Raw genomic sequence first — 26,123 nt, 5'->3', positions numbered from 1 at the left:
TCTGGAAAAAGTGACCCGCCGTAAGGGCGGAACCATAGGAGGCCGTGACCGCAGCAACGGATATACACCCAAAAACATCAGCCAACAAAAAGGCGCCCGAAGGCGCCTTCCAAACCAACAACCAAGCCGTCAGGCCATCTCCGCCGTAGTCTCGAAGTCAAACGTCAGCTCACCATCCTTGATGTCGATGTGCACCACACCGCCATGCTCGGCCAGCTCGCCAAACAGAATCTCCTCCGCCAACGGACGCTTGATCTTGTCCTGGATCAGACGCGCCATCGGACGCGCGCCCATGGCCGAATCGTAGCCACCGGCCGCCAGCCAACTGCGCGCCGCATCGGTAACCTCCAGCAACACACGCTTGTCTTCCAGCTGCGCCTGCAGTTCGGTAAGGAACTTGTCCACCACACTTTTGATGACCTCATGGCTGAGGCGACCAAACTGGATAATGGTGTCCAGACGGTTACGGAATTCCGGCGTGAAGCTCTTCTTGATCACTTCCATCGCATCAGACGAGTGGTCCTGATGGGTGAAACCGATCGAAGCACGCGCCGCGGTTTCGGCGCCGGCGTTGGTGGTCATGATGATGATCACATTGCGGAAGTCCGCCTTGCGCCCGTTGTTATCGGTGAGCGTACCGTGGTCCATCACCTGCAGCAGCAGGTTGAAGACTTCCGGATGCGCCTTCTCGATTTCATCGAGCAGCAATACGCAGTGCGGTTGCTTGGTGATCGCCTCGGTCAACAGACCTCCCTGATCGAACCCGACATAGCCTGGAGGCGCACCGATCAGACGCGATACGGTGTGACGCTCCATGTACTCGGACATGTCGAAGCGCACCAGTTCGATCCCCAGTGCCTTGGCCAGTTGCCGCGCGGCCTCGGTTTTACCGACACCGGTAGGACCTGCGAACAGGAACGAGCCGACTGGTTTGTCAGGCGACTTGAGGCCGGCACGGGACAGTTTGATCGCGGTCGACAGCGAATCGATCGCCGCATCCTGACCAAACACCGTCAGCTTCAGGTCACGCTCCAGGTTACGCAGCAGTTCCTTGTCGGAGCTGGTGACGTGTTTCGGCGGAATCCGCGCGATCTTCGCCACGATGTCTTCAACCTGCGGCACATCAATGCGCTTCACGCGTTTATCAGCCGGTTGCAGGCGCTGATAGGCACCCGCCTCGTCGATCACGTCGATGGCCTTGTCCGGCATATGCCGGTCATTGATGTAGCGCGATGCCAGTTCAGCAGCGGCGCGCAACGACTCATCGCTGTATTCGATGTTGTGGTGCTGCTCGAAACGCCCTTTCAGACCGCGCAGGATACCGATGGTGTCTTCCACCGACGGCTCGACGACATCAACCTTCTGGAAGCGTCGAGCCAAGGCCCGATCCTTCTCGAAGATGCCGCGAAATTCCTGGAACGTGGTCGAGCCGATGCAGCGAATGTCGCCAGACGACAGCAGCGGCTTGAGCAGGTTCGAGGCATCCATCACGCCACCGGACGCAGCGCCGGCACCGATGATGGTGTGAATTTCGTCGATGAACAGGATCGCCTGCGGACGTTTTTTCAGCTCATTGAGCAGCGCCTTGAAGCGCTTCTCGAAATCACCGCGATACTTGGTGCCTGCCAGCAGGGCACCGAGATCGAGCGAATAAACGACGCTGTTGGCCAGCAGATCCGGCACCTGGTTGTCGACAATACGCTTGGCCAGGCCTTCGGCAATCGCGGTTTTACCCACGCCTGCCTCGCCGACCAGCAGCGGATTGTTCTTGCGCCGACGCGCCAGAATCTGCGCGACACGCTCGACTTCCATCTCGCGGCCGACCAGCGGATCGATCCGACCCTGGCGCGCGAGCTCGTTGAGATTGCTGGCATAAGCATCCAGCGGATTGCCTGAAGAAGAAGACTCACCGCCCTCGTCGTCCTGCATATCTTGTTCACCTTCAGAGTGATCGCCATGCCCCGGCACTTTGGAAATGCCGTGGGCGATGTAATTGACGACATCAATGCGCGCAACGCTCTGCTGTTTCAGCAGGAATACGGCCTGACTCTCTTGCTCACTGAAGATGGCAACCAGCACGTTGGCGCCGGTTACTTCGCGTTTGCCCGAGCTCTGTACATGAAAGACAGCACGTTGCAGTACACGCTGGAAGCCCAGGGTTGGCTGGGTCTCGCGATCTTCGTCATGGACGGGGATCAGTGGCGTGGTGGAGTCGATGAACTCCTGCAGGTCGTGCTTGAGTTTGTCGAGGTTTGCGCCGCAGGCACGCAATACGGTGGCGGCAGCCTCATTGTCCAATAGGGCCAGCAGCAGGTGTTCGACGGTCATGAATTCATGACGCTTCGAACGAGCCTCCTTGAAGGCAAGATTGAGGGTGACTTCGAGCTCGCGGTTTAACATAGCTTCACCTCATACCCAAGTGGTCGGCGATTAACCGTCCTTCTCGATTTCACAGAGTAGCGGATGCTGGCTTTCCCTGGCGTACTGGTTGACCTGCATGGCCTTTGTCTCGGCGATGTCGCGGGTAAACACTCCACATACTGCCCGTCCTTCTGTGTGAACGGCCAGCATGACCTTGGTCGCCAGCTCGCGATTCAGGTTAAAAAACACCTCGAGCACTTCGACGACGAAATCCATCGGTGTGTAGTCATCATTGAACAAAACCACCTTGTACATCGGCGGCGCCTGTAACGCAGGCTTTGCTTCCTGAACAGCAACGCCTGCCGAATCGTCGTCGTGCTCCTCTGGATGATCCTTTTGGAGAAGCGGGCGATCCTGATTGAATGTTAGTCGAATCTGGCTGATTGCATGCATGGAAAGAAAGGTTCGTCAGTTGTGCAAATACAGTGGTGGGGGCGGCTGTACACCTTTTCAACTCCGACTGCCCGGTCACCTTGACTATCGGGAAAACGGTGTTACAACCAATAGAGCCCACAGTGGGTAAAAAAGATCCGCGGAGTCAATCCTTTTAACGGATTAGATTGCGGATGTCCTGGATGATACTCCAGCGATGGAGTCTGTTGCAGAGGGATTTGAGCATGGCTGTCGGCAAGGTCAAGTGGTTCAACAATGCCAAGGGATTCGGCTTCATCAATACCGATGCCCGGGAAGGACGTGACGAGGATGGCAAAGACATTGATTTCTTTGCGCACTACTCCGCCATTGAGATGGACGGGTATAAAACCCTCAAGGCCGGGCAGGTCGTGAGTTTCGACATCGTCCAGGGACCCAAAGGCCTGCATGCGGTAAAGATCGCGGCGGCGCAGGTGTCAAACGAAGCGGCTACGCATGCCCCTCATACAGAAAAGGTGTCGGGCTGACATAACCGTCACCCGGTCATGAAAAAACCGCCCGAAGGCGGTTTTTTTGTACCTGCACGGCTTACATGTGCTTGATGATCGCCTCACCAAAGCCCGAAGACGATACCAGCGTGGCACCGTCCATCAGACGTTCGAAGTCATAGGTCACGGTCTTGGCCTTGATGGCGCCGTTAGTGCCTTTGATGATGAGATCCGCCGCTTCGGTCCAGCCCAGATGACGCAACATCATCTCGGCCGACAGAATCACCGAACCCGGGTTGACCTGGTCCTTGCCGGCGTACTTCGGCGCGGTACCGTGGGTCGCCTCGAACATGGCCACGGTGTCGGACAGGTTGGCACCCGGCGCGATACCGATACCGCCCACTTCCGCCGCCAGGGCGTCGGAGAGGTAGTCACCATTGAGGTTCAACGTGGCGATCACATCGTACTCGGCCGGACGCAACAGGATCTGCTGAAGCATGGCGTCGGCGATGGCATCCTTGACGATGACTTCACGGCCGGTTTTCGGGTTCTTGAACTTCATCCATGGGCCGCCATCGAGCAGCTCGGCGCCGAATTCTTCCTTCGCCACCTCGTAACCCCAGTCCTTGAAGGCACCTTCGGTGAATTTCATGATGTTGCCCTTGTGCACAATGGTCAGCGACTTGCGGTCGTTGTCCACCACGTATTGCAGGGCCTTGCGCACCAGACGCTTGGTGCCTTCCTTGGAAACAGGCTTGATGCCGATCCCGCAATCCTGGTCGAAACGGATCTTGGTGACGCCCATTTCTTCTTTCAGAAACTTGATGACCTTGGTGGCCTCAGGGGAACCGGCCTTCCATTCGATACCGGCATAAATGTCTTCGGAGTTCTCGCGGAAGATCACCATATCGACGTCGCCAGGCTTTTTCACCGGGCTCGGCACACCTTCGAACCACACCACGGGGCGCAGGCATACATACAGATCGAGTTGCTGGCGCAGGGCTACGTTGAGGGAGCGGATGCCACCACCGACCGGGGTGGTCAGCGGGCCTTTGATGGAGACCACGTAATCTTTGACGGCGTCCAGGGTTTCCTGGGGCAGCCAGGTGTCCTGGTCATAGACCTGGGTCGCTTTTTCGCCAGCATAAACCTCCATCCAGGAAATCTTGCGCTTGCCCCCGTAGGCCTTGGCCACGGCAGCATCAACCACTTTGATCATCACCGGGCTGACGTCGACGCCAATGCCGTCACCTTCGATGAAGGGGATGATCGGGTTATCAGGAACATTGAGAGAATGGTCTGCATTGACGGTGATTTTGTCGCCGACGGCTGGAACCTGAATCTTCTTGTAACCCATGCTGAACTCCATTGTTTGGATTGAACATCTGGCTTGGTTCGAGCGTAACCCAGTTAAATCAACACGCAAACCCTCTGTTCACGGCGCGGCTACATCTGGTTTCGTACAAGCCTGAAAGCAAAGGGAAAAGCGCCAAACTCAAGCATTCGCAGCGACTCTACGCCCCACCCGCCCCTGCGACCTTTAGACCAATGGACGAGAATCGTTGCATATGAACCATCGGCAGATTGCCAGCTACCTATGTATAATGCCGCCCGCTGACCAAAGGGTCACGACGGCTGGCCTCTCTAGCACGAGACTTTCCGCCTGATTGGTCGGGTTGTTACCGCAGTCCGACTGCTTGACGCTCTACTGATGCACCCAACATCACCGCGAAGAATCTCGACATTCGGTTCATGGATGACTTTGAACGAACGCGCTTACCCGGCGCCCCTCGAGTTTCTGCGCACGCTTTAGCAAAGAAGAGAGAGTTAATCCGAATATGCCCACCCGCTCGAAGATCATCTATACCTTCACCGACGAAGCTCCAGCCCTCGCCACCTATTCCCTGCTGCCGATCATCGAGGCTTACACCGCCTCGGCCGATATCGCCGTGGAAACCCGCGATATCTCTCTTGCAGCGCGCATCCTGGCCAGCTTCCCCGAGCAACTGGGCGACAAAGCTGTAGCCGACCACCTCGCCGAACTGGGCGACCTGGCCGTTACGCCTGAAGCCAACATCATCAAGCTGCCGAACATCAGTGCTTCGGTGCCTCAGCTGCAAGCAGCAATCAAAGAGCTGCAAGCCCAGGGTTACAACCTGCCGGACTACCCGGAAACCGTGACCAACGACGCCGAAAAAGAAGCCAAGGCGCGTTACGACAAGGTCAAGGGCAGCGCCGTGAACCCGGTTCTGCGTGAAGGCAACTCGGACCGCCGCGCCCCGCTGTCGGTAAAAAACTACGCGCGCAAGCACCCGCACAAAATGGGCGCCTGGGCCAAAGACTCCAAGTCCCACGTAGCTCACATGAGCACCGGCGATTTCTACGGCAGCGAAAAAGCCGCCCTGATCGACGCCGCTGACGCTGTGAAAATCGAGCTGATCGCCAAAGACGGCACCGCGACCGTCCTGAAAGAAAAAACCAGCGTTCAGGCTGGCGAGATCCTCGACTGCGCCGTGATGAGCAAAAACGCCCTGCGCGCGTTCATCGCCGCTGAAATCGAAAGCGCCAAGGCCCAGGGCGTGCTGCTCTCGGTGCACCTGAAAGCGACCATGATGAAGGTCTCCGACCCGATCATGTTCGGCCAGATCGTTGCCGAGTTCTATAAAGACGCCCTGACCAAGCACGCTGACGTGCTGGCCCAGATCGGCTTCAACCTCAACAACGGCATCGGCGACCTGTACGCTCGCATCAAGGCCCTGCCGGCCGAGCAGCAAGCGCAGATCGAAGCGGACATCGCAGCGGTCTACGCCGCGCGTCCGTCGCTGGCGATGGTCAACTCCGACAAGGGCATCACCAACCTGCACGTGCCGAGCGACGTTATCGTCGACGCCTCGATGCCGGCGATGATCCGTGACTCCGGCAAGATGTGGGGCACCGACGGTCAGCTGCACGACACCAAGGCTGTGATCCCGGATCGTTGCTACGCAACCATCTACCAGGCCGTGATCGAAGATTGCAAAGCCAACGGCGCGTTCGATCCGACCACCATGGGCAGCGTGCCGAACGTTGGCCTGATGGCGAAGAAAGCCGAAGAGTACGGCTCGCACGACAAGACCTTCCAGATCAAGGCTGACGGCGTGGTTCGCGTCACCGACAGCAAGGGCAACCTGCTGATGGAACAGACTGTTGAAGCCGGCGACATCTTCCGCATGTGCCAGACCAAAGACGCGCCGATCCAGGACTGGGTCAAACTGGCCGTCAACCGTGCTCGCGCCAGCAGCACCCCGGCGATCTTCTGGCTGGACCCGATGCGCGCCCACGACGGCGTAGTGATCGAGAAGGTTCAGGCTTACCTGAAGGATCACGACACCAGCGGTCTGGACATCCAGATCATGGCGCCGGTCGATGCCATGAAGTACACCCTGCAGCGCACCCGCGAAGGCAAGGACACCATCTCGGTGACCGGCAACGTACTGCGCGACTACCTGACCGACCTGTTCCCGATCATGGAACTGGGCACCAGCGCCAAGATGCTGTCGATCGTGCCGCTGATGAACGGCGGTGGCCTGTTCGAAACCGGCGCCGGCGGTTCGGCACCGAAGCACGTGCAGCAACTGGTTGAAGAGAACTTCCTGCGCTGGGATTCGCTGGGCGAATTCCTGGCGCTGGCAGCGTCCCTCGAGCATTTGGGTGTGAACTACAACAACCCGAAAGCGCTGGTTCTGTCGAAAACCCTGGATCAGGCCACCGGTCAGTTCCTCGACAACAACAAGTCGCCATCGCGCAAAGTCGGCAACATCGACAACCGCGGCAGCCACTTCTATCTGGCGATGTACTGGGCTCAGGCCCTGGCCGCCCAGACCGAAGACGCTGCACTGCAAGCGCAGTTCGCGACCCTGGCCAAAACCCTGACCGAGAACGAGGCGACCATCGTTGCCGAACTCAACGCTGTGCAGGGCAAGCCAGTGGACATCGGCGGTTACTACCACGCCGATGCCGAGCTGATCAGCAAGGCCATGCGCCCAAGCGCAACCTTCAACGCGGCGATTGCTGCGCTGGTTTAAGGTTGTAATGCTGTAAAGAAGCCCCGGCCCAGTGCCGGGGTTTCTATTTCCGAACACAACACAAAACCCCTGTGGGAGCGGGCTTGCTCGCGAATGCGGTTTATCATTCAACATCGTCATTGACTGACCCACCGCATTCGCGAGCAAGCCCGCTCCCACAGGGGGATTGAGTTTTAACCTGGATATTGAGGAAGGTTTTATGGAATGGCTCCCCCACATCACCGTCGCCACCATCGTCGAAGACAACGGCCGCTTCCTGATGGTCGAAGAACACAAGGCCGGGCGTAACGTGCTCAATCAGCCGGCCGGCCACCTGGATCCGGACGAAACCCTGATCGAAGCCGCCATCCGTGAAACCCTCGAGGAAACCGGCTGGGACGTCGAACCCACCGGCGTGGTCGGCATTTACCTGTACACCGCGCCGAGCAACGGCGTGACTTATCAACGCGTGTGCTTCAGCGCCAAAGCGGTGAAACACCACCCGGACTATCAACTCGACGATGGCATCGTCGGCGCCAAGTGGTTGACCCGCAGCGAATTAATCGCCCAGCGCGACAACTGGCGCAGCGAGCTGATCATCCGCTGCATCGACGACTATCTGGCCGGCCATCACTTCAGTCTCGAACTGATCCGCCCTTCTCTTTAGCCTTGAGGCCGTGAGCCTGATAGAATCGCGTCCTTTTTCAAGACACTCATTGAATCCCTATGCGTGATCCAGCCCCTTCTGACACATCCAAGAAGCGCGTCATTGTCGGCATGTCCGGCGGCGTGGACTCTTCCGTTTCCGCTCTCCTGCTGATCGAGCAGGGTTACGAGGTGGAAGGCCTGTTCATGAAGAACTGGGAAGAAGACGACGGAACGGAATACTGCACCGCCATGGACGACCTGGCGGATGCCCAGGCCGTGTGCGACAAGATCGGCATCAAGCTGCACACCGCCAACTTCGCCGCCGAGTACTGGGACAACGTGTTCGAGCACTTCCTGGCCGAATACAAGGCCGGTCGCACCCCGAACCCGGACATCCTGTGCAACCGCGAGATCAAGTTCAAGGCGTTCCTCGACTACGCCATGATGCTTGGCGCCGACCTGATCGCCACCGGCCACTATGTGCGCCGTCGCGACATCGATGGTCGTACCGAACTGCTCAAGGGCCTCGATCCGAACAAGGACCAGAGCTATTTCCTGCACGCTGTCGGCGGCGAACAGATCGCCAAGACCCTGTTCCCGGTCGGTGAACTGGAAAAGCCGGAAGTGCGGGCAATTGCCGAGAAATACGAGCTGGCGACCGCCAAGAAAAAGGATTCCACCGGGATCTGCTTCATCGGCGAGCGACGTTTCAGCGACTTCCTCAAGCAATACCTGCCGGCGCAACCGGGCGAGATCAAGACCACCGAAGGCGAAGTCATCGGTCGTCACCACGGTTTGATGTACCACACCATCGGCCAGCGTCAGGGCCTGGGCATCGGCGGCCTGAAAGATGCCGGCGACGAGCCGTGGTACGTGCTGCGCAAGGATCTGGACACCAACGAGCTGATCGTCGGCCAAGGCAACAACCACCCGTGGCTGTTCTCCAGCGCCCTGCTCGCTTCGGAAATCTATTGGGTCAACCCGATCGACCTGAGCCAGCCGCTGCGCCTCACCGCCAAAGTGCGTTATCGCCAGAGCGATCAGGCCTGCACTCTGGAAAAAACCGCCAGCGGCTACCGCGCCGTGTTCGACGAACCACAACGCGCAGTGACCCCGGGCCAGTCCGTGGTGTTCTACGACGGTGAAATCTGCCTCGGTGGTGGCGTGATCGAAGTCGCCGAGCCGTGGAGCGGCCAGGCATGAGCCCGACTCAGGAGCAACTGACGGCGCTGGGCGGCGTGTTTCTCGCCGCCGTGCTGGTCGACCGCATTGCCAAGACCGGGCAGACCAGCGAGGCCGGCCTGAGCTGCATGCTCGGCAGCCTGCTGGTGCGCGACCCGAAAGACACACTGGATGTCTACGGTGGCGACGACCTCAATCTGCGCGAGGGTTATCGCGCATTGATCGGCGCTCTCGAGCGCGACCCGAGCACCCTGCAACGCGAGCCGCTGCGCTATGCCCTGTCGATGCTCGGCCTGGAACGCCAACTGGCCAAACGTGACGACATGCTCGACACCATCGGCAAGCGCCTGCCGCAGATCCAGTCGCAAGTCGAACACTTCGGCCCGGCCCACGAAAACGTGATTGCCGCCTGCGGTGCGCTGTATCAGGACACCCTGAGCACCCTGCGCCAGCGGATTCAGGTACATGGCGACATGCGCAACCTGCAGCAACCGAGCAACGCCTCGAAGATCCGCGCCCTGCTGCTGGCCGGCATCCGTTCGGCACGCCTGTGGCGACAGCTCGGCGGGCACCGCTGGCAGTTGGTGATCAGCCGGCGCAAGCTGCTCAAAGAGCTGTATCCGTTGATGCGCAGCGAGTAAATCGACGCGCAATAAAGTTTTGTAGTCTGTAGCGCGTAATACGCCGGTCAGTTGGCAACGGACCGGCGGATTTTTTCATGTATGATACGCGCCCCATTTCGTTGCCCGACTGTCCGAGAACACCCCATGCAGCTCTCTTCGCTCACTGCGGTTTCCCCTGTTGACGGCCGCTACGCCGGCAAAACCCAGGCCCTGCGCCCGATTTTCAGCGAGTACGGCCTGATCCGTGCCCGCGTCCTGGTTGAAGTGCGCTGGCTCCAGCGCCTGGCCGCCCACGCCGGTATCCCGGAAGTGCCAGCCTTCTCCGCCGAGGCCAACGCCGTTCTCAATGAACTGGCTGAAAACTTCTCGCTGGAGCACGCCGAGCGCGTCAAAGAGATCGAGCGCACCACCAACCACGACGTCAAGGCGATCGAATACCTGCTCAAGGAGCAGGCGGCCAAGCTGCCGGAGCTGGCCAAGGTCAGCGAGTTCATCCACTTTGCCTGCACCAGCGAAGACATCAACAACCTGTCCCACGCCCTGATGCTGCGCGAAGGCCGTGACGACGTGATGCTGCCGCTGATGCGCCAGACCGCCAACGCCATCCGCGAACTGGCGATCCGTTTCGCCGACGTGCCGATGCTGTCGCGCACCCACGGTCAGCCGGCCTCGCCGACCACCTTGGGCAAAGAACTGGCGAACGTGGTTTACCGTCTCGAGCGTCAGATCGCTCAAGTCGCTGCCGTGCCACTGCTGGGCAAGATCAACGGCGCCGTGGGCAACTACAACGCGCACCTGTCGGCCTACCCGCAGATCGACTGGGAAGCCAACGCCCGCGCCTTCATCGAAGACGAACTGGGTCTGGGCTTCAACCCGTACACCACGCAGATCGAGCCGCACGACTACATCGCCGAGCTGTTCGACGCGATCGCACGCTTCAACACCATCCTGATCGACTTCGACCGTGACATCTGGGGCTACATCTCCCTGGGTTATTTCAAGCAGCGCACCATCGCTGGCGAAATCGGTTCGTCGACCATGCCGCACAAGGTCAACCCGATCGACTTCGAAAACTCCGAAGGCAACCTGGGCATCGCCAACGCACTGTTCCAGCACCTGGCGAGCAAACTGCCGATCTCCCGCTGGCAGCGCGACCTGACCGACTCCACCGTACTGCGCAACCTCGGTGTGGGCTTCGCTCACAGCGTGATCGCCTACGAAGCCAGCCTCAAAGGCATCAGCAAACTGGAGCTCAACGAGCAGAAGATTGCTGCTGACCTCGACGCCTGCTGGGAAGTGCTGGCCGAGCCGATCCAGACTGTGATGCGCCGCTACAACATCGAAAACCCGTACGAAAAGCTGAAAGAACTGACCCGCGGCAAGGGCATCAGCCCGGAAGCGCTGCAGACTTTCATCGACGGCCTGGACATGCCAGCCGAAGCGAAAGCCGAGCTGAAACAGCTGACTCCGGCCAACTACATCGGCAACGCTGTAGCGCAAGCCAAACGCATCTGATTCACCGCTTGACCCGTTTGAGACGCCCGGCCGCGCCGGGCGTTTTTATTCCCGTCTGAAAAATGCTTTTTTTCAATAGGTTACACATGAATCCTGATACTCCTCTTCAACTTCTGGGCGGTCTCACGGCGCGCGAATTCATGCGCGATTACTGGCAGAAAAAGCCGCTGCTGATCCGTCAGGCCATTCCTGACTTCGAAAGCCCGATCGACGCCGATGAACTGGCCGGCCTGGCCCTGGAAGAAGAGGTCGAGTCGCGCCTGGTGATCGAGCACGGCGAGCGTCCGTGGGAGCTGCGTCGCGGCCCGTTCGCCGAAGACGAATTCAGCAAACTGCCGGAAAAAGAGTGGACGCTGCTGGTTCAGGCCGTTGATCAATTCGTCCCGGAAGTCAGCGAGCTGCTGGAAAACTTCCGCTTCCTGCCGAGCTGGCGCGTCGATGACGTGATGATCAGCTTCGCCGCCCCGGGTGGCAGCGTTGGTCCGCACTTCGACAACTACGACGTGTTCCTGCTGCAAGGCCACGGCCAGCGCAACTGGAAGATCGGCCAGATGTGCGACTCCGAGAGCCCGCTGCTGCAACACGCGGATCTGCGCATTCTCGCCGAATTCCACGAGACCGAAGAGTGGGTGCTGGAGCCGGGCGACATGCTCTACCTGCCGCCGCGCCTGGCTCACTGCGGTGTCGCCGTGGACAACTGCATGACCTACTCGGTTGGTTTCCGTGCGCCAAGCGCCTCTGAAGTGCTGACCCACTTCACCGACTTCCTCAGCCAGTTCCTGACTGACGAAGAACGCTACACCGACGCCGATGCGAAACCGGTCAGCGATGATCCACATCAGATCCAGCACGACGCACTCGGCCGCCTGAAAAGCCTGCTCGCCGAGCACATGAGCGACGAGCGCCTGCTGCTGACCTGGTTCGGCCAGTACATGACCGAGCCGCGCTACCCGGAACTGGTGGTCGGCCCGGAAGACGTTGAAGAAGATGACTTCCTCAATGCCCTGCAAGACGGCGCGGTGCTGATCCGCAACCCGAGTGCGCGCCTGGCCTGGTCGGAAGTCGATGACGACCTGCTGCTGTTCGCCAGCGGCCAGAGCCGTTACCTGCCGGGCAAGCTGCGCGAGCTGCTGAAGATGATCTGCGCCGCCGATGCGCTGCACGTCGACAACCTCGGCGAGTGGCTGAACGACGAAGACGGTCGCGGCCTGCTGTGCGAGCTGGTCAAACAAGGCAGCCTGGGATTTGCCGATGAATAAGATTCGCGTACGTGTCGCAGACTGGCAAAAGGACAACGCCGAGATCCGGCGCATTCGTGAAACGGTGTTCATCGCCGAACAATCGGTGCCACCCGAGCTTGAATGGGACGCCGATGACGCGACCGCCGTGCATTTTCTGGCGTTCGAAGGCGACTTTCCGATCGGCACCGCCCGCCTGCTGCCCGACGGGCACATTGGCCGGGTTTCGGTGCTGAAGGACTGGCGCGGCATGAAGGTAGGCGATGCGCTGATGCAAGCGGTCATCGCTGAAGCCGAAGCCCGTGGCCTGCAGCAGCAGATGCTCAGCGCCCAGGTACAAGCCACGGCGTTCTATGAGCGTCTGGGTTTCAGCCTGGTCAGCGAGGAATTCCTTGAAGCGGGGATTCCGCACGTCGATATGGTTCGCCATTCGGCCTGAGACCGCGGCGCGGCTTTCGCGAGCAAGCTCGCTCCCACAGTTGATCTGCATTAGACACAGATTGTGTGTCAGACAGAGATTCAATGTGGGAGCGAGCTTGCTCGCGAAGAGGCCAGCAAAAACACCACAAAACGCCCCGACATCAACCGATGCCGGGGCGTTTTGCTGTCTACGATTCAACTTGCCCCACCCCGGGCCGACAAACTGGCAATATCAAGCCTTTCGAAAGCGGAGATAACGGACATGTCCCTACGCACCCTGCTCACCACCCTGCTGCTCGGCTGCAGCCTGTCGGTGATGGCAGCCACAGAAATCGTGCCTCTCAAGTACCGCACCAGCGCCGACATGCTGCCCATGGCGCAGGACTTCATCGGCAAGGACGGCCAGGTCAGCGCCTATGGCAATCAACTGATCATCAAGGCCGAGCCGGACAAGATTCAGGAAGTCAAAGCGCTGATCACCCAGCTCGACACTGCGCCCAAGCGCCTGCTGATCACCGTCGATACCAACGAAAACAACCAACAGAACACTGGCGATCAACAAACCCGGATCATCAACTACAGCACCGCCAGCCGTGATGGCGGCATCCAGCAGATTCAGGCCAGCGAAGGCGCGCCGGCATTGATCCAGGTCGGCCAGAGCGTGCCGATCACCAGCAGCCAGAGCAATTCCTACGGCGATTACAGCAGCCAGACGCAATATCGCAACGTCACCCAGGGTTTCTACGTGACAGCCAGTGTTACCGGCGACATCGTTCATCTGGCGATCAGCACCAATCGTGACCAAATGAGCCAGGAACGTCCCGATGTAGTGAACGTGCAAAGTACCGACACAACCGTCAGCGGACGCTTGGGCGAATGGATCACCCTGGCCGGGGTGAACCGCGAAACCCAGGCCGACAAACAGGGCGCGACCCGCAGCTACTCGACTCAAGGCAGGGATGACATGACGCTGCGGGTCAAAGTCGATTCCCTGGACTAAAGCACCGAAAACTGACTGATTAGTCGTATTAGACGAAAGATGTAGTGCTTGAAAAAAAGCACTACAAAACGTTTGACGGGCCAAAAAAGCGAAGGCATGATGGCCTCGCTCCCGCTAATCAGAGGCCCTGGCAAGGGCCTTCGAAGCGATGTTCGCACCTACCCCGCGAACCGCTTCGTGTCTGTACCGCCCACAAGGTGTGTTTGACGAGGTTGTCGACTGGAACGAAGTTGTCCCGAGGGACGGAAGCGTTATTAGGTAACCCGGCACCACACTGATGTTCGTACCAAGGCCCACGACGCCTGAATGCGCCCGCAGTCCGCCTTTACCTGCTCACTTCCCCTCGAACCCATCGTTCATCCCGTCGCCTCCCCCGCCGAATCCGACTTGACCACCTAAGCTTCTGGTCAGCGAGCGCAGGAATTTTCCACCGCAGAACAACTTTTCATAAAGACGCGACGAGGTTTATCTCCATGGCACTGACACGCGAACAGCAAATTGCAGCCCTTGAAAAAGACTGGGCTGAAAACCCGCGCTGGAAAGGCGTGACTCGCACTTACTCCGCTGCTGACGTCGTCCGTCTGCGTGGCTCGGTTCAACCTGAGCACACTTTCGCGAAAATGGGCGCCGAGAAGCTGTGGAACCTGGTGACCCAGGGTGCCAAGCCGTCCTTCCGCCCAGAGAAAGATTTCGTCAACTGCATGGGCGCCCTGACCGGCGGCCAGGCTGTTCAGCAGGTCAAGGCCGGTATCCAGGCGATCTACCTGTCGGGCTGGCAGGTGGCTGCGGACAACAACTCCGCAGAATCGATGTACCCGGACCAGTCGCTGTACCCGGTGGACTCGGTGCCAACCGTGGTCAAGCGCATCAACAACTCGTTCCGTCGTGCCGACCAGATCCAGTGGAAAGCCGGCAAGAACCCTGGCGACGAAGGCTACATCGACTACTTCGCGCCAATCGTGGCTGACGCTGAAGCCGGTTTCGGCGGCGTGCTGAACGCCTACGAGCTGATGAAGAGCATGATCGAAGCAGGCGCCGCTGGCGTTCACTTCGAAGACCAACTGGCTTCCGTGAAGAAATGCGGTCACATGGGCGGCAAGGTACTGGTTCCGACTCAGGAAGCGGTACAGAAGCTGACCGCTGCACGCCTGGCGGCTGACGTTGCCGGTACGCCGACCATCATCCTGGCCCGCACCGACGCCAACGCGGCTGACCTGCTGACTTCCGATTGCGACCCGTACGACCAGCCGTTCGTGACTGGCGAACGTACTCAGGAAGGTTTCTACAAGGTACGTGCCGGTCTGGATCAAGCGATCGCACGTGGCCTGGCTTACGCGCCTTACGCCGACCTGATCTGGTGCGAAACCGCCAAACCGGATCTGGAAGAAGCCCGCCGCTTCGCTGAAGCGATCAAGAAGGAATACCCGGACCAACTGCTGTCGTACAACTGCTCGCCTTCCTTCAACTGGAAGAAAAACCTGGACGACGCGACCATCGCCAAGTTCCAGCGCGAACTGTCCGCCATGGGTTACAAGCACCAGTTCATCACCCTGGCCGGCATTCACAACATGTGGCACAGCATGTTCAACCTGGCGCACGACTACGCCCGCAACGACATGACTGCCTACGTGAAGCTGCAAGAGCAGGAATTCGCTGACGCCGCCAAGGGTTACACCTTCGTGGCTCACCAGCAGGAAGTGGGCACCGGCTACTTCGACGACATGACCACCGTGATTCAGGGTGGCTCGTCGTCGGTGACCGCGCTGACCGGTTCGACCGAAGAAGAACAGTTCCACTGATTCGGCTTCGCTGAGCAAACGGCCTTTGCGGATCGGATGGAAAGCTAACCGCAAAGCCGCAGACTGACGCCCCGACTGGTTCGGGGCGTTTTTTTGCCCGCCGATTTCCCAAAGACCACAACCCCCCCCCTGTAGGAGTGAGCCTGCTCGCGATAGCGGTGGGTCAGTCAATGCATGTGCTAGCTGACAAACCGCTATCGCGAGCAGGCTCACTCCTACAGGGATCGACGCCGCCCGGACAAAAACATTGATCCAGAGCGGTACAGATGGCAGAAAAATCAGCTAAAACTGGCGCCACCGCTACTTGCAGTAACAGGCATATAAGACAACTTCCTGATTACTGCACCGCTAAACAGTTACAAAACCACTCCAAACGATATCAATTATCATTTAGCAGCAACTATGTTCGTTACATTTCCTACAAAACATAATTCGCGGAAACCCGGCTAATGCCCGCACTGCATGGGCTACAGGGCATTGGAGGTGCGCTATGTCCTTATTCCAATAAATAATTTCGCTATAGGAATTTTACTTGCCGGGTGTTTAGCCATAAAATCAGCGCGATTGATTGCTGCGACATATCGTCACTGCCTTATTTCTTTATCAAGCTCAGAGACCTTTGCTCTCTGTTAAGGATTACCAGCATGCCCGAAGCGACAGGACTCATGGCCCACAACTGGGGCTTTGCCATTTTCCTTCTGGGTGTAGTCGGCCTGTGTGCCTTCATGCTCGGCGTCTCCAGCCTCCTCGGGTCAAAAGCCTGGGGCCGCAGCAAAAACGAACCGTTCGAGTCCGGCATGCTACCTACCGGTGGCGCCCGCTTGCGGCTCTCAGCCAAATTCTATCTGGTCGCGATGCTGTTCGTGATCTTCGATATCGAAGCCCTCTTTCTCTTTGCATGGTCTGTGTCCGTCCGCGAAAGCGGCTGGACCGGATTCGTCGAAGCTCTCGTTTTCATAGCAATTCTGTTGGCAGGTCTTGTCTACCTGTTCCGAGTGGGCGCCCTTGACTGGGCTCCGGAAGCTCGTCGCAAGCGGCAGGCGAAGCTGAAACAATGAGGCTTTGGCAATGCAATACAATCTCACCAGAATCGACCCCGATGCTCCTAACGAGCAGTATCCGATTGGCGAACGGGAAACCGTTTCCGATCCGTTAGAGGATCAAGTTCACAAAAACATTTTCATGGGCAAGCTCGAAGACGTGCTGAGTGGCGCGGTCAACTGGGGGCGTAAAAACTCCCTGTGGCCGTACAACTTCGGCCTTTCGTGCTGCTACGTGGAAATGACCACCGCCTTCACGGCGCCCCACGACATCGCGCGCTTTGGCGCCGAAGTGATCCGGGCATCACCGCGTCAGGCCGACTTCATGGTTATCGCCGGTACCTGCTTCATCAAGATGGCGCCGATCATTCAGCGTCTCTACGAGCAAATGCTCGAGCCGAAGTGGGTTATCTCCATGGGTTCGTGCGCCAACTCCGGTGGCATGTACGACATCTACTCCGTGGTTCAAGGGGTGGACAAGTTCCTGCCCGTGGACGTCTACGTACCTGGCTGCCCGCCTCGTCCAGAAGCATTCCTTCAAGGCTTGATGCTGTTGCAGGAATCGATTGGACAGGAGCGTCGTCCGCTTTCCTGGGTCGTTGGCGACCAAGGCGTTTATCGCGCCGACATGCCTTCGCAAAAGGAACAGCGCCGCGAACAGCGAATCGCAGTCACCAACCTGCGCAGCCCTGACGAAGTCTGATCCAGTCTGTTTCAAAGAAACGAGAAGCTGGCTTCATTCTTTACGTTGACCGAAAGCGAAAAAATAACCATGACTACAGGCAGCGCTCTGTACATCCCGCCTTATAAGGCAGACGACCAGGATGTGGTCGTCGAATTGAACAACCGTTTTGGCGCCGAAGCGTTCACCGCTCAGTCGACCCGCACCGGCATGCCGGTGCTGTGGGTGGCGCGCGCCAGACTTGTCGAAGTCCTGACCTTCCTGCGCAACCTGCCCAAGCCGTACGTCATGCTCTATGACCTGCACGGCGTGGACGAGCGTCTGCGCACCAAGCGTCAAGGGCTGCCATCGGGCGCCGACTTCACCGTGTTCTATCACCTCATGTCGCTTGAGCGTAATAGTGACGTGATGATCAAAGTCGCCTTGTCCGAAAGCGACCTGAGCTTGCCGACCGTCACCAGCATCTGGCCGAACGCCAACTGGTACGAGCGTGAAGTCTGGGACATGTTCGGCATCGACTTCAAAGGCCACCCGCACCTGTCGCGCATCATGATGCCGCCGACCTGGGAAGGTCACCCGCTGCGCAAGGACTTCCCGGCGCGCGCCACCGAATTCGATCCGTTCAGCCTCAACCTCGCCAAGCAGCAGCTTGAGGAAGAAGCCGCGCGCTTCCGTCCTGAAGACTGGGGCATGAAGCGTTCCGGGGCCAACGAGGACTACATGTTCCTCAACCTGGGCCCGAACCACCCTTCGGCGCACGGTGCGTTCCGCATCATTCTGCAACTCGATGGCGAAGAGATCGTCGACTGCGTACCGGACATCGGTTACCACCACCGTGGTGCCGAGAAGATGGCAGAGCGTCAGTCCTGGCACAGTTTCATCCCGTACACCGACCGTATCGACTACCTCGGCGGCGTGATGAACAACCTGCCGTACGTGCTCTCGGTCGAGAAGCTGGCCGGCATCAAGGTCCCGGAGAAGGTCGACGTCATCCGCATCATGATGGCCGAGTTCTTCCGGATCACCAGCCACCTGCTGTTCCTGGGGACCTACATCCAGGACGTCGGCGCCATGACCCCGGTGTTCTTCACCTTCACCGACCGCCAGAAGGCGTACACGGTGATCGAAGCCATTACCGGTTTCCGTCTGCACCCGGCCTGGTACCGCATCGGTGGCGTCGCCCACGACCTGCCGCGCGGCTGGGACAAACTGGTGAAAGACTTCGTTGAATGGCTGCCAAAACGCCTCGACGAATACACCAAGGCTGCCCTGCAGAACAGCATCCTCAAAGGCCGGACCATCGGCGTCGCGCAGTACAACACCAAAGAAGCCCTGGAATGGGGCGTCACCGGTGCCGGCCTGCGTTCGACCGGTTGCGACTTCGACCTGCGTAAAGCGCGTCCATACTCCGGCTACGAGAACTTCGAGTTCGAAGTACCGCTGGCCGCCAACGGCGATGCCTACGATCGCTGCATGGTCCGCGTCGAAGAAATGCGCCAGAGCATCAAGATCATCGACCAGTGCATGCGCAACATGCCGGAAGGCCCGTACAAGGCGGATCACCCGCTGACCACGCCGCCGCCGAAAGAGCGCACGCTGCAGCACATCGAAACCCTGATCACGCACTTCCTGCAAGTTTCGTGGGGCCCGGTCATGCCGGCCAACGAATCCTTCCAGATGATCGAAGCGACCAAGGGCATCAACAGTTATTACCTGACGAGCGACGGCGGCACCATGAGCTACCGTACCCGGATCCGCACTCCGAGCTTCCCGCACCTGCAACAGATCCCTTCGGTGATCAAAGGCAGCATGGTCGCGGACTTGATTGCGTACCTGGGTAGTATCGACTTCGTTATGGCCGACGTGGACCGCTAAGCATGAACAGCACGCTTATCCAGACAGACCGTTTCACCTTGAGTGAAACCGAGCGCTCGGCCATCGAGCACGAGCTGCATCACTACGAAGACCCGCGCGCGGCGTCGATCGAAGCCCTGAAGATCGTTCAGAAAGAACGCGGCTGGGTGCCGGATGGCGCCCTGTACGCGATCGGCGAGATCCTCGGCATCCCGGCCAGCGACGTTGAAGGCGTGGCGACGTTCTACAGCCAGATCTTCCGTCAGCCGGTCGGCCGCCACATCATTCGCGTCTGCGACAGCATGGTCTGCTACATCGGCGGCCACGAGTCGGTGGTCAGCGAAATCCAGAACAATCTGGGCATCGGCCTGGGTCAGACCACCGCCGACGGTCGTTTCACCCTGCTGCCTGTCTGCTGCCTCGGCAACTGCGACAAGGCACCGGCGCTGATGATCGACGACGACACCTTTGGCGACGTGCAGCCTGCTGGCGTGGCCAAACTGCTCGAGGGCTACGTATGACCCTGACATCTTTCGGTCCTGCCAACCGCATCAAGCGTTCGGCCGAGACTCACCCGCTGACCTGGCGTCTGCGTGACGACGGCGAAGCCGTGTGGCTCGACGAATACCAGGCCAAGAACGGTTACGCCGCTGCGCGCAAAGCCTTCGCCGACATGGCTCAGGACGACATCGTCCAGACCGTGAAAGACGCAGGCTTGAAAGGCCGCGGCGGTGCAGGCTTCCCCACTGGCGTGAAGTGGGGCCTGATGCCCAAGGACGAATCCATCAACATCCGCTACCTGCTGTGCAACGCGGATGAAATGGAACCGAACACCTGGAAAGACCGCATGCTGATGGAGCAACTGCCCCATCTGCTGATCGAAGGCATGCTGATCAGTGCCCGCGCACTGAAAACCTACCGTGGCTACATCTTCCTGCGTGGCGAGTACACCACCGCCGCCAAGCACCTCAACCGTGCCGTGGAAGAAGCCAAGGCGGCAGGCCTGCTGGGCAAGAACATTCTGGGCAGCGGCTTCGATTTCGAGCTGTTCGTCCACACCGGCGCCGGGCGTTACATCTGCGGTGAAGAAACCGCACTGATCAACTCCCTTGAAGGCCGCCGCGCCAACCCGCGCTCCAAGCCGCCCTTCCCTGCCGCCGTTGGCGTGTGGGGCAAGCCGACCTGCGTGAACAACGTTGAAACCCTGTGCAACGTGCCGGCGATCATTGCCGACGGCGTTGACTGGTACAAATCGTTGGCCCGCGAAGGTAGCGAAGACATGGGCACCAAGCTCATGGGCTTCTCCGGCAAGGTCAAGAATCCGGGCCTGTGGGAACTGCCATTCGGCGTTACCGGGCGCGAGCTGTTCGAAGACTACGCCGGCGGCATGCGCGACGGTTACAAGCTCAAGGCCTGGCAGCCAGGTGGCGCCGGTACCGGTTTCCTTCTGCCGGAACACCTCGACGCACAGATGTACGCCGGCGGCATCGCCAAAGTGGGTACCCGGATGGGTACCGGCCTGGCGATGGCGGTGGACGACAGCGTCAACATGGTCTCCCTGCTGCGCAACATGGAGCAGTTCTTCGCCCGCGAGTCGTGCGGCTTCTGCACCCCGTGCCGTGATGGTCTGCCATGGAGCGTCAAGCTCTTGATGGCCATCGAAGAAGGCCGTGGTCAGCCAGGCGATATCGAGACCCTGCTGGGTCTGGTCGGCTTCCTCGGCCCAGGCAAGACCTTCTGTGCTCACGCACCGGGTGCCGTGGAGCCGTTGGGCAGTGCCATCAAATACTTCCGTCCAGAGTTCGAAGCCGGTATCGCGCCTGCAAGCGCCGCCGTCCCGCCTCTGGCAAGGCCGATCGTAGTCGGCGCGTAAACGCTTAAAAGGCGAAGGGTCCGTGCCCTTCGCCTTTCGTCCGATGACGCCTTTCGGGGCTGACTGGATTCGGACGGATAACAAGATTCCATTAGCCACGCCCGCTGACACCGGGCCAACGAAGACCTTTGAACCATGGCCACTATCCACGTAGACGGCAAAGCGCTCGAAGTCGACGGGGCAGACAACCTGTTACAGGCATGTCTGTCGCTGGGCCTCGACATCCCTTATTTCTGCTGGCACCCCGCACTTGGTAGCGTCGGGGCCTGCCGCCAGTGCGCGGTCAAGCAGTACACCGACGAGAACGACACCCGTGGTCGCATCGTCATGTCCTGCATGACGCCTGCCACCGACAACACCTGGATCTCCATCGACGATGAAGAATCCAAGGCGTTCCGCGCCAGTGTTGTCGAATGGCTGATGACCAACCACCCGCACGACTGCCCTGTGTGCGAAGAAGGCGGTCACTGCCACCTGCAAGACATGACGGTGATGACCGGCCACAACGAGCGCCGTTATCGCTTCACCAAGCGCACCCACCAGAACCAGCAACTGGGCCCGTTCATTTCCCACGAAATGAACCGCTGCATCGCCTGCTACCGCTGCGTGCGTTTCTACAAGGACTACGCCGGCGGCACCGACCTCGGTGTATTCGGCGCCCACGACAACGTGTACTTCGGTCGCGTTGAAGACGGCACCCTCGAAAGCGAATTCTCCGGCAACCTCACCGAGGTCTGCCCGACCGGTGTGTTCACCGACAAGACTCACTCCGAGCGCTACAACCGTAAATGGGACATGCAGTTCTCGCCGAGCATCTGCCATGGCTGCTCCAGCGGTTGCAACATCTCCCCGGGCGAGCGTTATGGCGAACTGCGTCGCATCGAAAACCGTTTCAACGGTTCGGTGAACCAGTACTTCCTGTGCGACCGCGGCCGCTTCGGTTATGGCTACGTCAACCGCACCGACCGTCCACGTCAGCCAATGCTGGCCGACGGCACCAAGCTGGGTCTGGATCAGGCGCTGGACAAGGCGGCCGATCTGCTGCGCGGGCGCAACATCGTCGGTATCGGTTCGCCACGCGCCAGCCTCGAAAGCAACTACGCGCTGCGTGAGCTGGTCGGCGCCGAGCACTTCTACTCCGGTATCGAAGCCTCCGAGCTGGAGCGCATCCGTCTGGTCCTGCAAGTGCTCAAAGACAGCCCGCTGCCCGTGCCGAACATGCGCGACATCGAAGACCACGACGCTGTGTTCGTCCTCGGTGAAGACCTGACCCAGACCGCCGCCCGTATGGCGCTGTCCCTGCGTCAGTCGGTCAAGGGCAAAGCTGAAGACATGGCCGAAGCCATGCGCGTTCAGCCGTGGCTCGATGCTGCGGTGAAGAACATCGGTCAGCACGAACTGAACCCGCTGTTCATCGCCAGCCTGGCCGAAACCAAGCTCGACGACATCGCTGAAGAATGCGTTCACGCCGCTCCCGACGATCTGGCGCGTATCGGTTTCGCCGTGGCTCACGCTCTGGACGCCAGCGCCCCGGCCGTTGAAGGTCTGGACGCGGAAGCCGAGGAGCTGGCCAAGCGCATTGCCGACGCCCTGCTCGCGGCCAAACGTCCGCTGATCATCGCCGGTACTTCGCTGGGCTCCAAAGCCTTGATCGAAGCGGCGGCGAACATCGCCAAAGCCCTGAAGCTGCGCGAGAAGAACGGTTCGATCAGCCTGATCGTGCCGGAAGCCAACAGCCTTGGCCTGGCCATGCTCGGTGGCGAATCGGTCGACGCGGCGCTGCAAGCCGTGATCGATGGCAAGGCCGACGCCATCGTCGTGCTGGAAAACGATCTGTACACCCGCACCTCGAAAGCCAAGGTCGATGCCGCGCTGAACGCTGCGAAAGTCGTGATCGTTGCCGACCACCAGAAGACCGCCACCACCGACCGCGCGCAACTGGTTCTGCCAGCGGCGAGCTTCGCTGAAGGCGACGGTACGCTGGTCAGCCAGGAAGGTCGCGCCCAGCGCTTCTTCCAGGTTTTCGATCCGCAATACATGGATGCGAGCATTCTGGTTCACGAAGGCTGGCGCTGGCTGCACGCCCTGCGCTCGACCCTGCTGAACCAGCCGATCGACTGGACGCAACTCGACCACGTCACCGCTGCCGTGGCTTCGAGCACCGAGCAACTGGCACGTATCGTCGACGCCGCACCGTCTGCCGCGTTCCGCATCAAGGGTCTGAAACTGGCGCGTGAGCCGCTGCGTTATTCCGGTCGCACCGCGATGCGCGCCGACATCAGCGTTCACGAACCGCGCACCCCGCAAGACAAAGACACCGCGTTTGCCTTCTCCATGGAAGGTTACTCGGGCTCTGCCGAACCGCGTCAGCAGGTGCCGTTTGCCTGGTCGCCGGGCTGGAACTCGCCGCAAGCCTGGAACAAGTTCCAGGACGAAGTCGGTGGTCACCTGCGTGCTGGCGACCCGGGCACCCGCCTGATCGAAAGCACCGGCGATTCGCTGAACTGGTTCGCCGCTGCTCCGCGCGCATTCAACCCGGCGCCGGGCACCTGGCAGGCCGTGCCGTTCTACCACCTGTTCGGCAGCGACGAAAACTCGTCGAAAGCCGCGCCGGTGCAGGAACGCATCCCGGCTCCGTACGTGGCGCTGGCCAAATCCGAAGCGGATCGCCTGGGCGTCAACGACGGTGCTCTGCTGAGCCTGAACGTGGCCGGCCAGACCCTGCGTCTGCCGCTGCGCATCAATGAAGAACTGGGCGCTGGTCTGGTGGCCTTGCCTGCGGGCATCGCCGGCATTCCACCGGCATTCGCCGGCCTGTCCGTCGACGGTCTGCAGGAGGCAGCGCAATGACCTGGTTCACCCCTGAAGTGATCGATGTGATCCTGACGGTCATCAAAGCCATCGTGATTCTGCTGGCCGTCGTGGTCGCGGGCGCGTTGCTCAGCTTTGTCGAACGTCGCCTGCTGGGCTGGTGGCAGGACCGTTACGGTCCGAACCGCGTTGGCCCGTTCGGCATGTTCCAGATCGCCGCCGACATGCTGAAGATGTTCTTCAAGGAAGACTGGACTCCGCCGTTTGCCGACAAGGTGATTTTCACCCTGGCACCGGTGGTGGCCATGTCCGCCCTGCTGATCGCCTTTGCGATCATCCCGATCACCCCGACCTGGGGCGTGGCGGATCTGAACATCGGCCTGCTGTTCTTCTTCGCCATGGCCGGTCTGTCGGTCTACGCGGTGCTGTTCGCCGGCTGGTCGAGCAACAACAAGTTCGCCCTGCTCGGCAGCTTGCGTGCCTCGGCGCAGACCGTGTCCTACGAAGTGTTCATGGGCCTGTCCCTGATGGGCATCGTGGTGCAGGTCGGCTCGTTCAACATGCGCGACATCGTCGAGTACCAGGCGCAGAACCTGTGGTTCATCATTCCGCAGTTCTTCGGCTTCTGTACCTTCTTCATCGCTGGCGTGGCCGTGACTCACCGTCACCCGTTCGACCAGCCGGAAGCGGAACAGGAACTGGCCGACGGTTACCACATTGAATACGCCGGTATGAAATGGGGCATGTTCTTCGTCGGTGAATACATCGGCATCATCCTGATCTCGGCGCTGCTGGTCACCCTGTTCTTCGGTGGCTGGCACGGTCCGTTCGGCATCCTGCCGCAACTGTCCTTCGTCTGGTTCGCACTGAAGACCGCGTTCTTCATCATGCTGTTCATCCTGCTGCGCGCTTCCATCCCGCGTCCGCGTTATGACCAGGTGATGGATTTCAGCTGGAAATTCTGCCTGCCACTGACCCTGATCAATTTGCTGATAACCGCTGCGGTTGTGTTGTGGAACACACCTGCGGTTGCGGTTCAGTGAGGATTTGACCCATGTTCAAATATATTGGCGACATCGTTAAGGGTACCGGTACCCAGTTGCGCAGCCTGGTCATGGTCTTCGGCCATGGCTTCCGCAAGCGCGACACCCTGCAATACCCGGAAGAGCCGGTCTACCTGCCGCCACGCTACCGTGGTCGCATCGTCCTGACCCGCGACCCCGATGGCGAAGAGCGTTGCGTAGCCTGCAACCTGTGCGCCGTGGCTTGCCCGGTAGGTTGCATCTCGCTGCAGAAAGCTGAAACCGAAGACGGTCGCTGGTACCCGGACTTCTTCCGTATCAACTTCTCGCGCTGCATTTTCTGCGGTCTCTGCGAGGAAGCCTGTCCGACCACCGCAATCCAGTTGACCCCGGATTTCGAGATGGCCGAGTTCAAACGTCAGGACCTGGTGTACGAGAAAGAAGATCTGCTGATCTCCGGCCCCGGCAAAAACCCTGATTACAACTTCTATCGTGTTGCAGGTATGGCAATCGCTGGCAAGCCGAAAGGCTCTGCGCAGAACGAAGCCGAACCGATCAACGTGAAGAGCTTGCTGCCTTAAGGAAGAACGATGGAATTCGCTTTCTATTTCGCATCGGGTATCGCGGTGGTGTCCACGCTTCGTGTGGTCACCAACACCAACCCTGTGCACGCCCTGCTCTACCTGATCATCTCGTTGATCGCCGTGGCCATGACCTTCTTCGCACTCGGCGCACCGTTCGCCGGCGTGCTGGAAGTGATCGCCTACGCCGGCGCCATCATGGTGCTGTTCGTGTTCGTGGTGATGATGCTGAACCTGGGTCCCGCCTCGGTTCAGCAGGAACGCACCTGGCTCAAGCCCGGTATCTGGGCCGGGCCGGTGATTCTCGCTGCCCTGCTGCTGGCCGAACTGCTGTATGTGCTGTTCGCTCACCAGAGCGGCCAGGCCATCGGCCACACCACCGTCGACGCAAAAGCCGTGGGCGTCAGCCTGTTCGGTCCGTATCTGCTGGTGGTCGAACTCGCCTCGATGCTGCTGCTCGCCGCAGCCGTCACGGCGTTCCATTTGGGCCGTAACGAGGCGAAGGAGTAAG

22 protein-coding genes are annotated in these 26,123 nt (G+C 59.8%); 19 read left to right on the top strand and 3 right to left on the bottom strand.

Features of this window, described 5'->3' with window-relative positions; genetic code table 11:
* Nucleotides 1-129: 129 nt before the first annotated feature.
* Complete coding sequence (gene clpA / locus M0814_RS06240) at nt 130-2,400, bottom strand: ATP-dependent Clp protease ATP-binding subunit ClpA (protein WP_003223837.1); 2,271 nt, start codon at nt 2,398-2,400, stop codon at nt 130-132.
* Nucleotides 2,401-2,430: 30 nt separating this feature from the next.
* On the bottom strand, nt 2,431-2,814 hold the full coding sequence (gene clpS, locus M0814_RS06235) for an ATP-dependent Clp protease adapter ClpS (protein WP_027614670.1): 384 nt from the start codon (nt 2,812-2,814) through the stop codon (nt 2,431-2,433).
* A gap of 224 nt (nt 2,815-3,038) precedes the next feature.
* On the opposite strand from clpS, the gene M0814_RS06230 reads away from it, so the two are divergent.
* A complete protein-coding gene (locus M0814_RS06230; RefSeq protein WP_103486074.1) occupies nt 3,039-3,320 on the top strand; it encodes a cold shock domain-containing protein in 282 nt (93 codons plus the stop codon).
* A gap of 61 nt (nt 3,321-3,381) precedes the next feature.
* Here M0814_RS06230 and icd read toward each other — a convergent pair whose 3' ends face one another.
* Nucleotides 3,382-4,638: an NADP-dependent isocitrate dehydrogenase gene (gene icd, locus M0814_RS06225; protein WP_047601677.1), complete on the bottom strand. Its 1,257-nt coding sequence runs from the start codon at nt 4,636-4,638 to the stop codon at nt 3,382-3,384.
* A gap of 481 nt (nt 4,639-5,119) precedes the next feature.
* Here icd and M0814_RS06220 point away from each other — a divergent pair, with 481 nt between their 5' ends.
* The 18 genes from M0814_RS06220 (at nt 5,120) to nuoJ (ending at nt 26,122) form a co-directional block, all read left to right on the top strand.
* Nucleotides 5,120-7,345, top strand: a complete 2,226-nt coding sequence (locus M0814_RS06220; protein WP_103486068.1) for an NADP-dependent isocitrate dehydrogenase — start codon at nt 5,120-5,122, stop codon at nt 7,343-7,345.
* Nucleotides 7,346-7,544: 199 nt separating this feature from the next.
* The gene (locus M0814_RS06215) at nt 7,545-7,991 is read left to right on the top strand and encodes an NUDIX hydrolase (RefSeq protein WP_103486069.1); all 447 of its coding nucleotides are present in this window, start codon (nt 7,545-7,547) and stop codon (nt 7,989-7,991) included.
* 59 nt (nt 7,992-8,050) lie between these two features.
* Entirely contained in the window at nt 8,051-9,175 is a 1,125-nt protein-coding gene (gene mnmA, locus M0814_RS06210; protein ID WP_003223826.1) for a tRNA 2-thiouridine(34) synthase MnmA, read from the top strand.
* Nucleotides 9,172-9,795 (top strand): high frequency lysogenization protein HflD, encoded by a 624-nt coding sequence (hflD, locus tag M0814_RS06205; RefSeq protein WP_003223824.1) that lies wholly within the window; start codon nt 9,172-9,174, stop codon nt 9,793-9,795. The genes mnmA and hflD overlap by 4 nt, the downstream gene beginning before the upstream one ends.
* A gap of 126 nt (nt 9,796-9,921) precedes the next feature.
* Nucleotides 9,922-11,292 carry an adenylosuccinate lyase gene (gene purB / locus M0814_RS06200; RefSeq protein ID WP_003223822.1) on the top strand — a complete coding sequence of 457 codons (1,371 nt, stop codon included), beginning with the start codon at nt 9,922-9,924 and terminating at the stop codon, nt 11,290-11,292.
* 86 nt (nt 11,293-11,378) lie between these two features.
* Complete coding sequence (locus tag M0814_RS06195; protein WP_003223820.1) at nt 11,379-12,551, top strand: cupin domain-containing protein; 1,173 nt, start codon at nt 11,379-11,381, stop codon at nt 12,549-12,551.
* On the top strand, nt 12,544-12,969 hold the full coding sequence (locus tag M0814_RS06190) for a GNAT family N-acetyltransferase (protein WP_003223818.1): 426 nt from the start codon (nt 12,544-12,546) through the stop codon (nt 12,967-12,969). The genes M0814_RS06195 and M0814_RS06190 overlap by 8 nt, the downstream gene beginning before the upstream one ends.
* 243 nt (nt 12,970-13,212) lie before the next feature.
* A complete protein-coding gene (locus M0814_RS06185) occupies nt 13,213-13,950 on the top strand; it encodes a secretin N-terminal domain-containing protein (RefSeq protein WP_103486070.1) in 738 nt (245 codons plus the stop codon).
* 473 nt (nt 13,951-14,423) lie between these two features.
* Nucleotides 14,424-15,749, top strand: coding sequence for an isocitrate lyase (aceA, locus tag M0814_RS06180; protein ID WP_003223815.1), 1,326 nt, complete (start codon nt 14,424-14,426; stop codon nt 15,747-15,749).
* Between the two features lie 644 nt (nt 15,750-16,393).
* The gene (locus tag M0814_RS06175; RefSeq protein ID WP_003223812.1) at nt 16,394-16,807 is read left to right on the top strand and encodes an NADH-quinone oxidoreductase subunit A; all 414 of its coding nucleotides are present in this window, start codon (nt 16,394-16,396) and stop codon (nt 16,805-16,807) included.
* A 10-nt stretch (nt 16,808-16,817) separates the two neighbouring features.
* Nucleotides 16,818-17,492, top strand: a complete 675-nt coding sequence (locus M0814_RS06170; protein ID WP_003223809.1) for an NADH-quinone oxidoreductase subunit B — start codon at nt 16,818-16,820, stop codon at nt 17,490-17,492.
* 69 nt (nt 17,493-17,561) lie between these two features.
* Nucleotides 17,562-19,346, top strand: coding sequence for an NADH-quinone oxidoreductase subunit C/D (nuoC, locus tag M0814_RS06165; protein WP_003223807.1), 1,785 nt, complete (start codon nt 17,562-17,564; stop codon nt 19,344-19,346).
* A gap of 2 nt (nt 19,347-19,348) precedes the next feature.
* On the top strand, nt 19,349-19,846 hold the full coding sequence (gene nuoE / locus M0814_RS06160) for an NADH-quinone oxidoreductase subunit NuoE (protein ID WP_003223804.1): 498 nt from the start codon (nt 19,349-19,351) through the stop codon (nt 19,844-19,846).
* Nucleotides 19,843-21,198 carry an NADH-quinone oxidoreductase subunit NuoF gene (gene nuoF / locus M0814_RS06155; protein ID WP_027614663.1) on the top strand — a complete coding sequence of 452 codons (1,356 nt, stop codon included), beginning with the start codon at nt 19,843-19,845 and terminating at the stop codon, nt 21,196-21,198. Before nuoE ends, nuoF begins: the two co-directional genes overlap by 4 nt.
* A gap of 135 nt (nt 21,199-21,333) precedes the next feature.
* A complete protein-coding gene (nuoG, locus tag M0814_RS06150; RefSeq protein WP_003223800.1) occupies nt 21,334-24,048 on the top strand; it encodes an NADH-quinone oxidoreductase subunit NuoG in 2,715 nt (904 codons plus the stop codon).
* Nucleotides 24,045-25,052, top strand: coding sequence for an NADH-quinone oxidoreductase subunit NuoH (nuoH, locus tag M0814_RS06145; protein WP_003223797.1), 1,008 nt, complete (start codon nt 24,045-24,047; stop codon nt 25,050-25,052). Before nuoG ends, nuoH begins: the two co-directional genes overlap by 4 nt.
* Nucleotides 25,053-25,063: 11 nt before the next feature.
* On the top strand, nt 25,064-25,612 hold the full coding sequence (nuoI, locus tag M0814_RS06140) for an NADH-quinone oxidoreductase subunit NuoI (protein WP_003223795.1): 549 nt from the start codon (nt 25,064-25,066) through the stop codon (nt 25,610-25,612).
* Nucleotides 25,613-25,621: 9 nt separating this feature from the next.
* Nucleotides 25,622-26,122, top strand: a complete 501-nt coding sequence (gene nuoJ, locus M0814_RS06135) for an NADH-quinone oxidoreductase subunit J (protein ID WP_003223793.1) — start codon at nt 25,622-25,624, stop codon at nt 26,120-26,122.
* The last annotated feature ends 1 nt before the right edge of the window (nt 26,123 follow it).

The sequence above is a fragment of the Pseudomonas sp. MWU12-2020 genome, assembly GCF_023100605.1.
Lineage (GTDB): Bacteria > Pseudomonadota > Gammaproteobacteria > Pseudomonadales > Pseudomonadaceae > Aquipseudomonas > Aquipseudomonas fluorescens_H.
The sequence above is the reverse complement of the archived record's forward strand: the minus strand, read 5'-3'. Positions and strand labels throughout refer to the sequence as shown.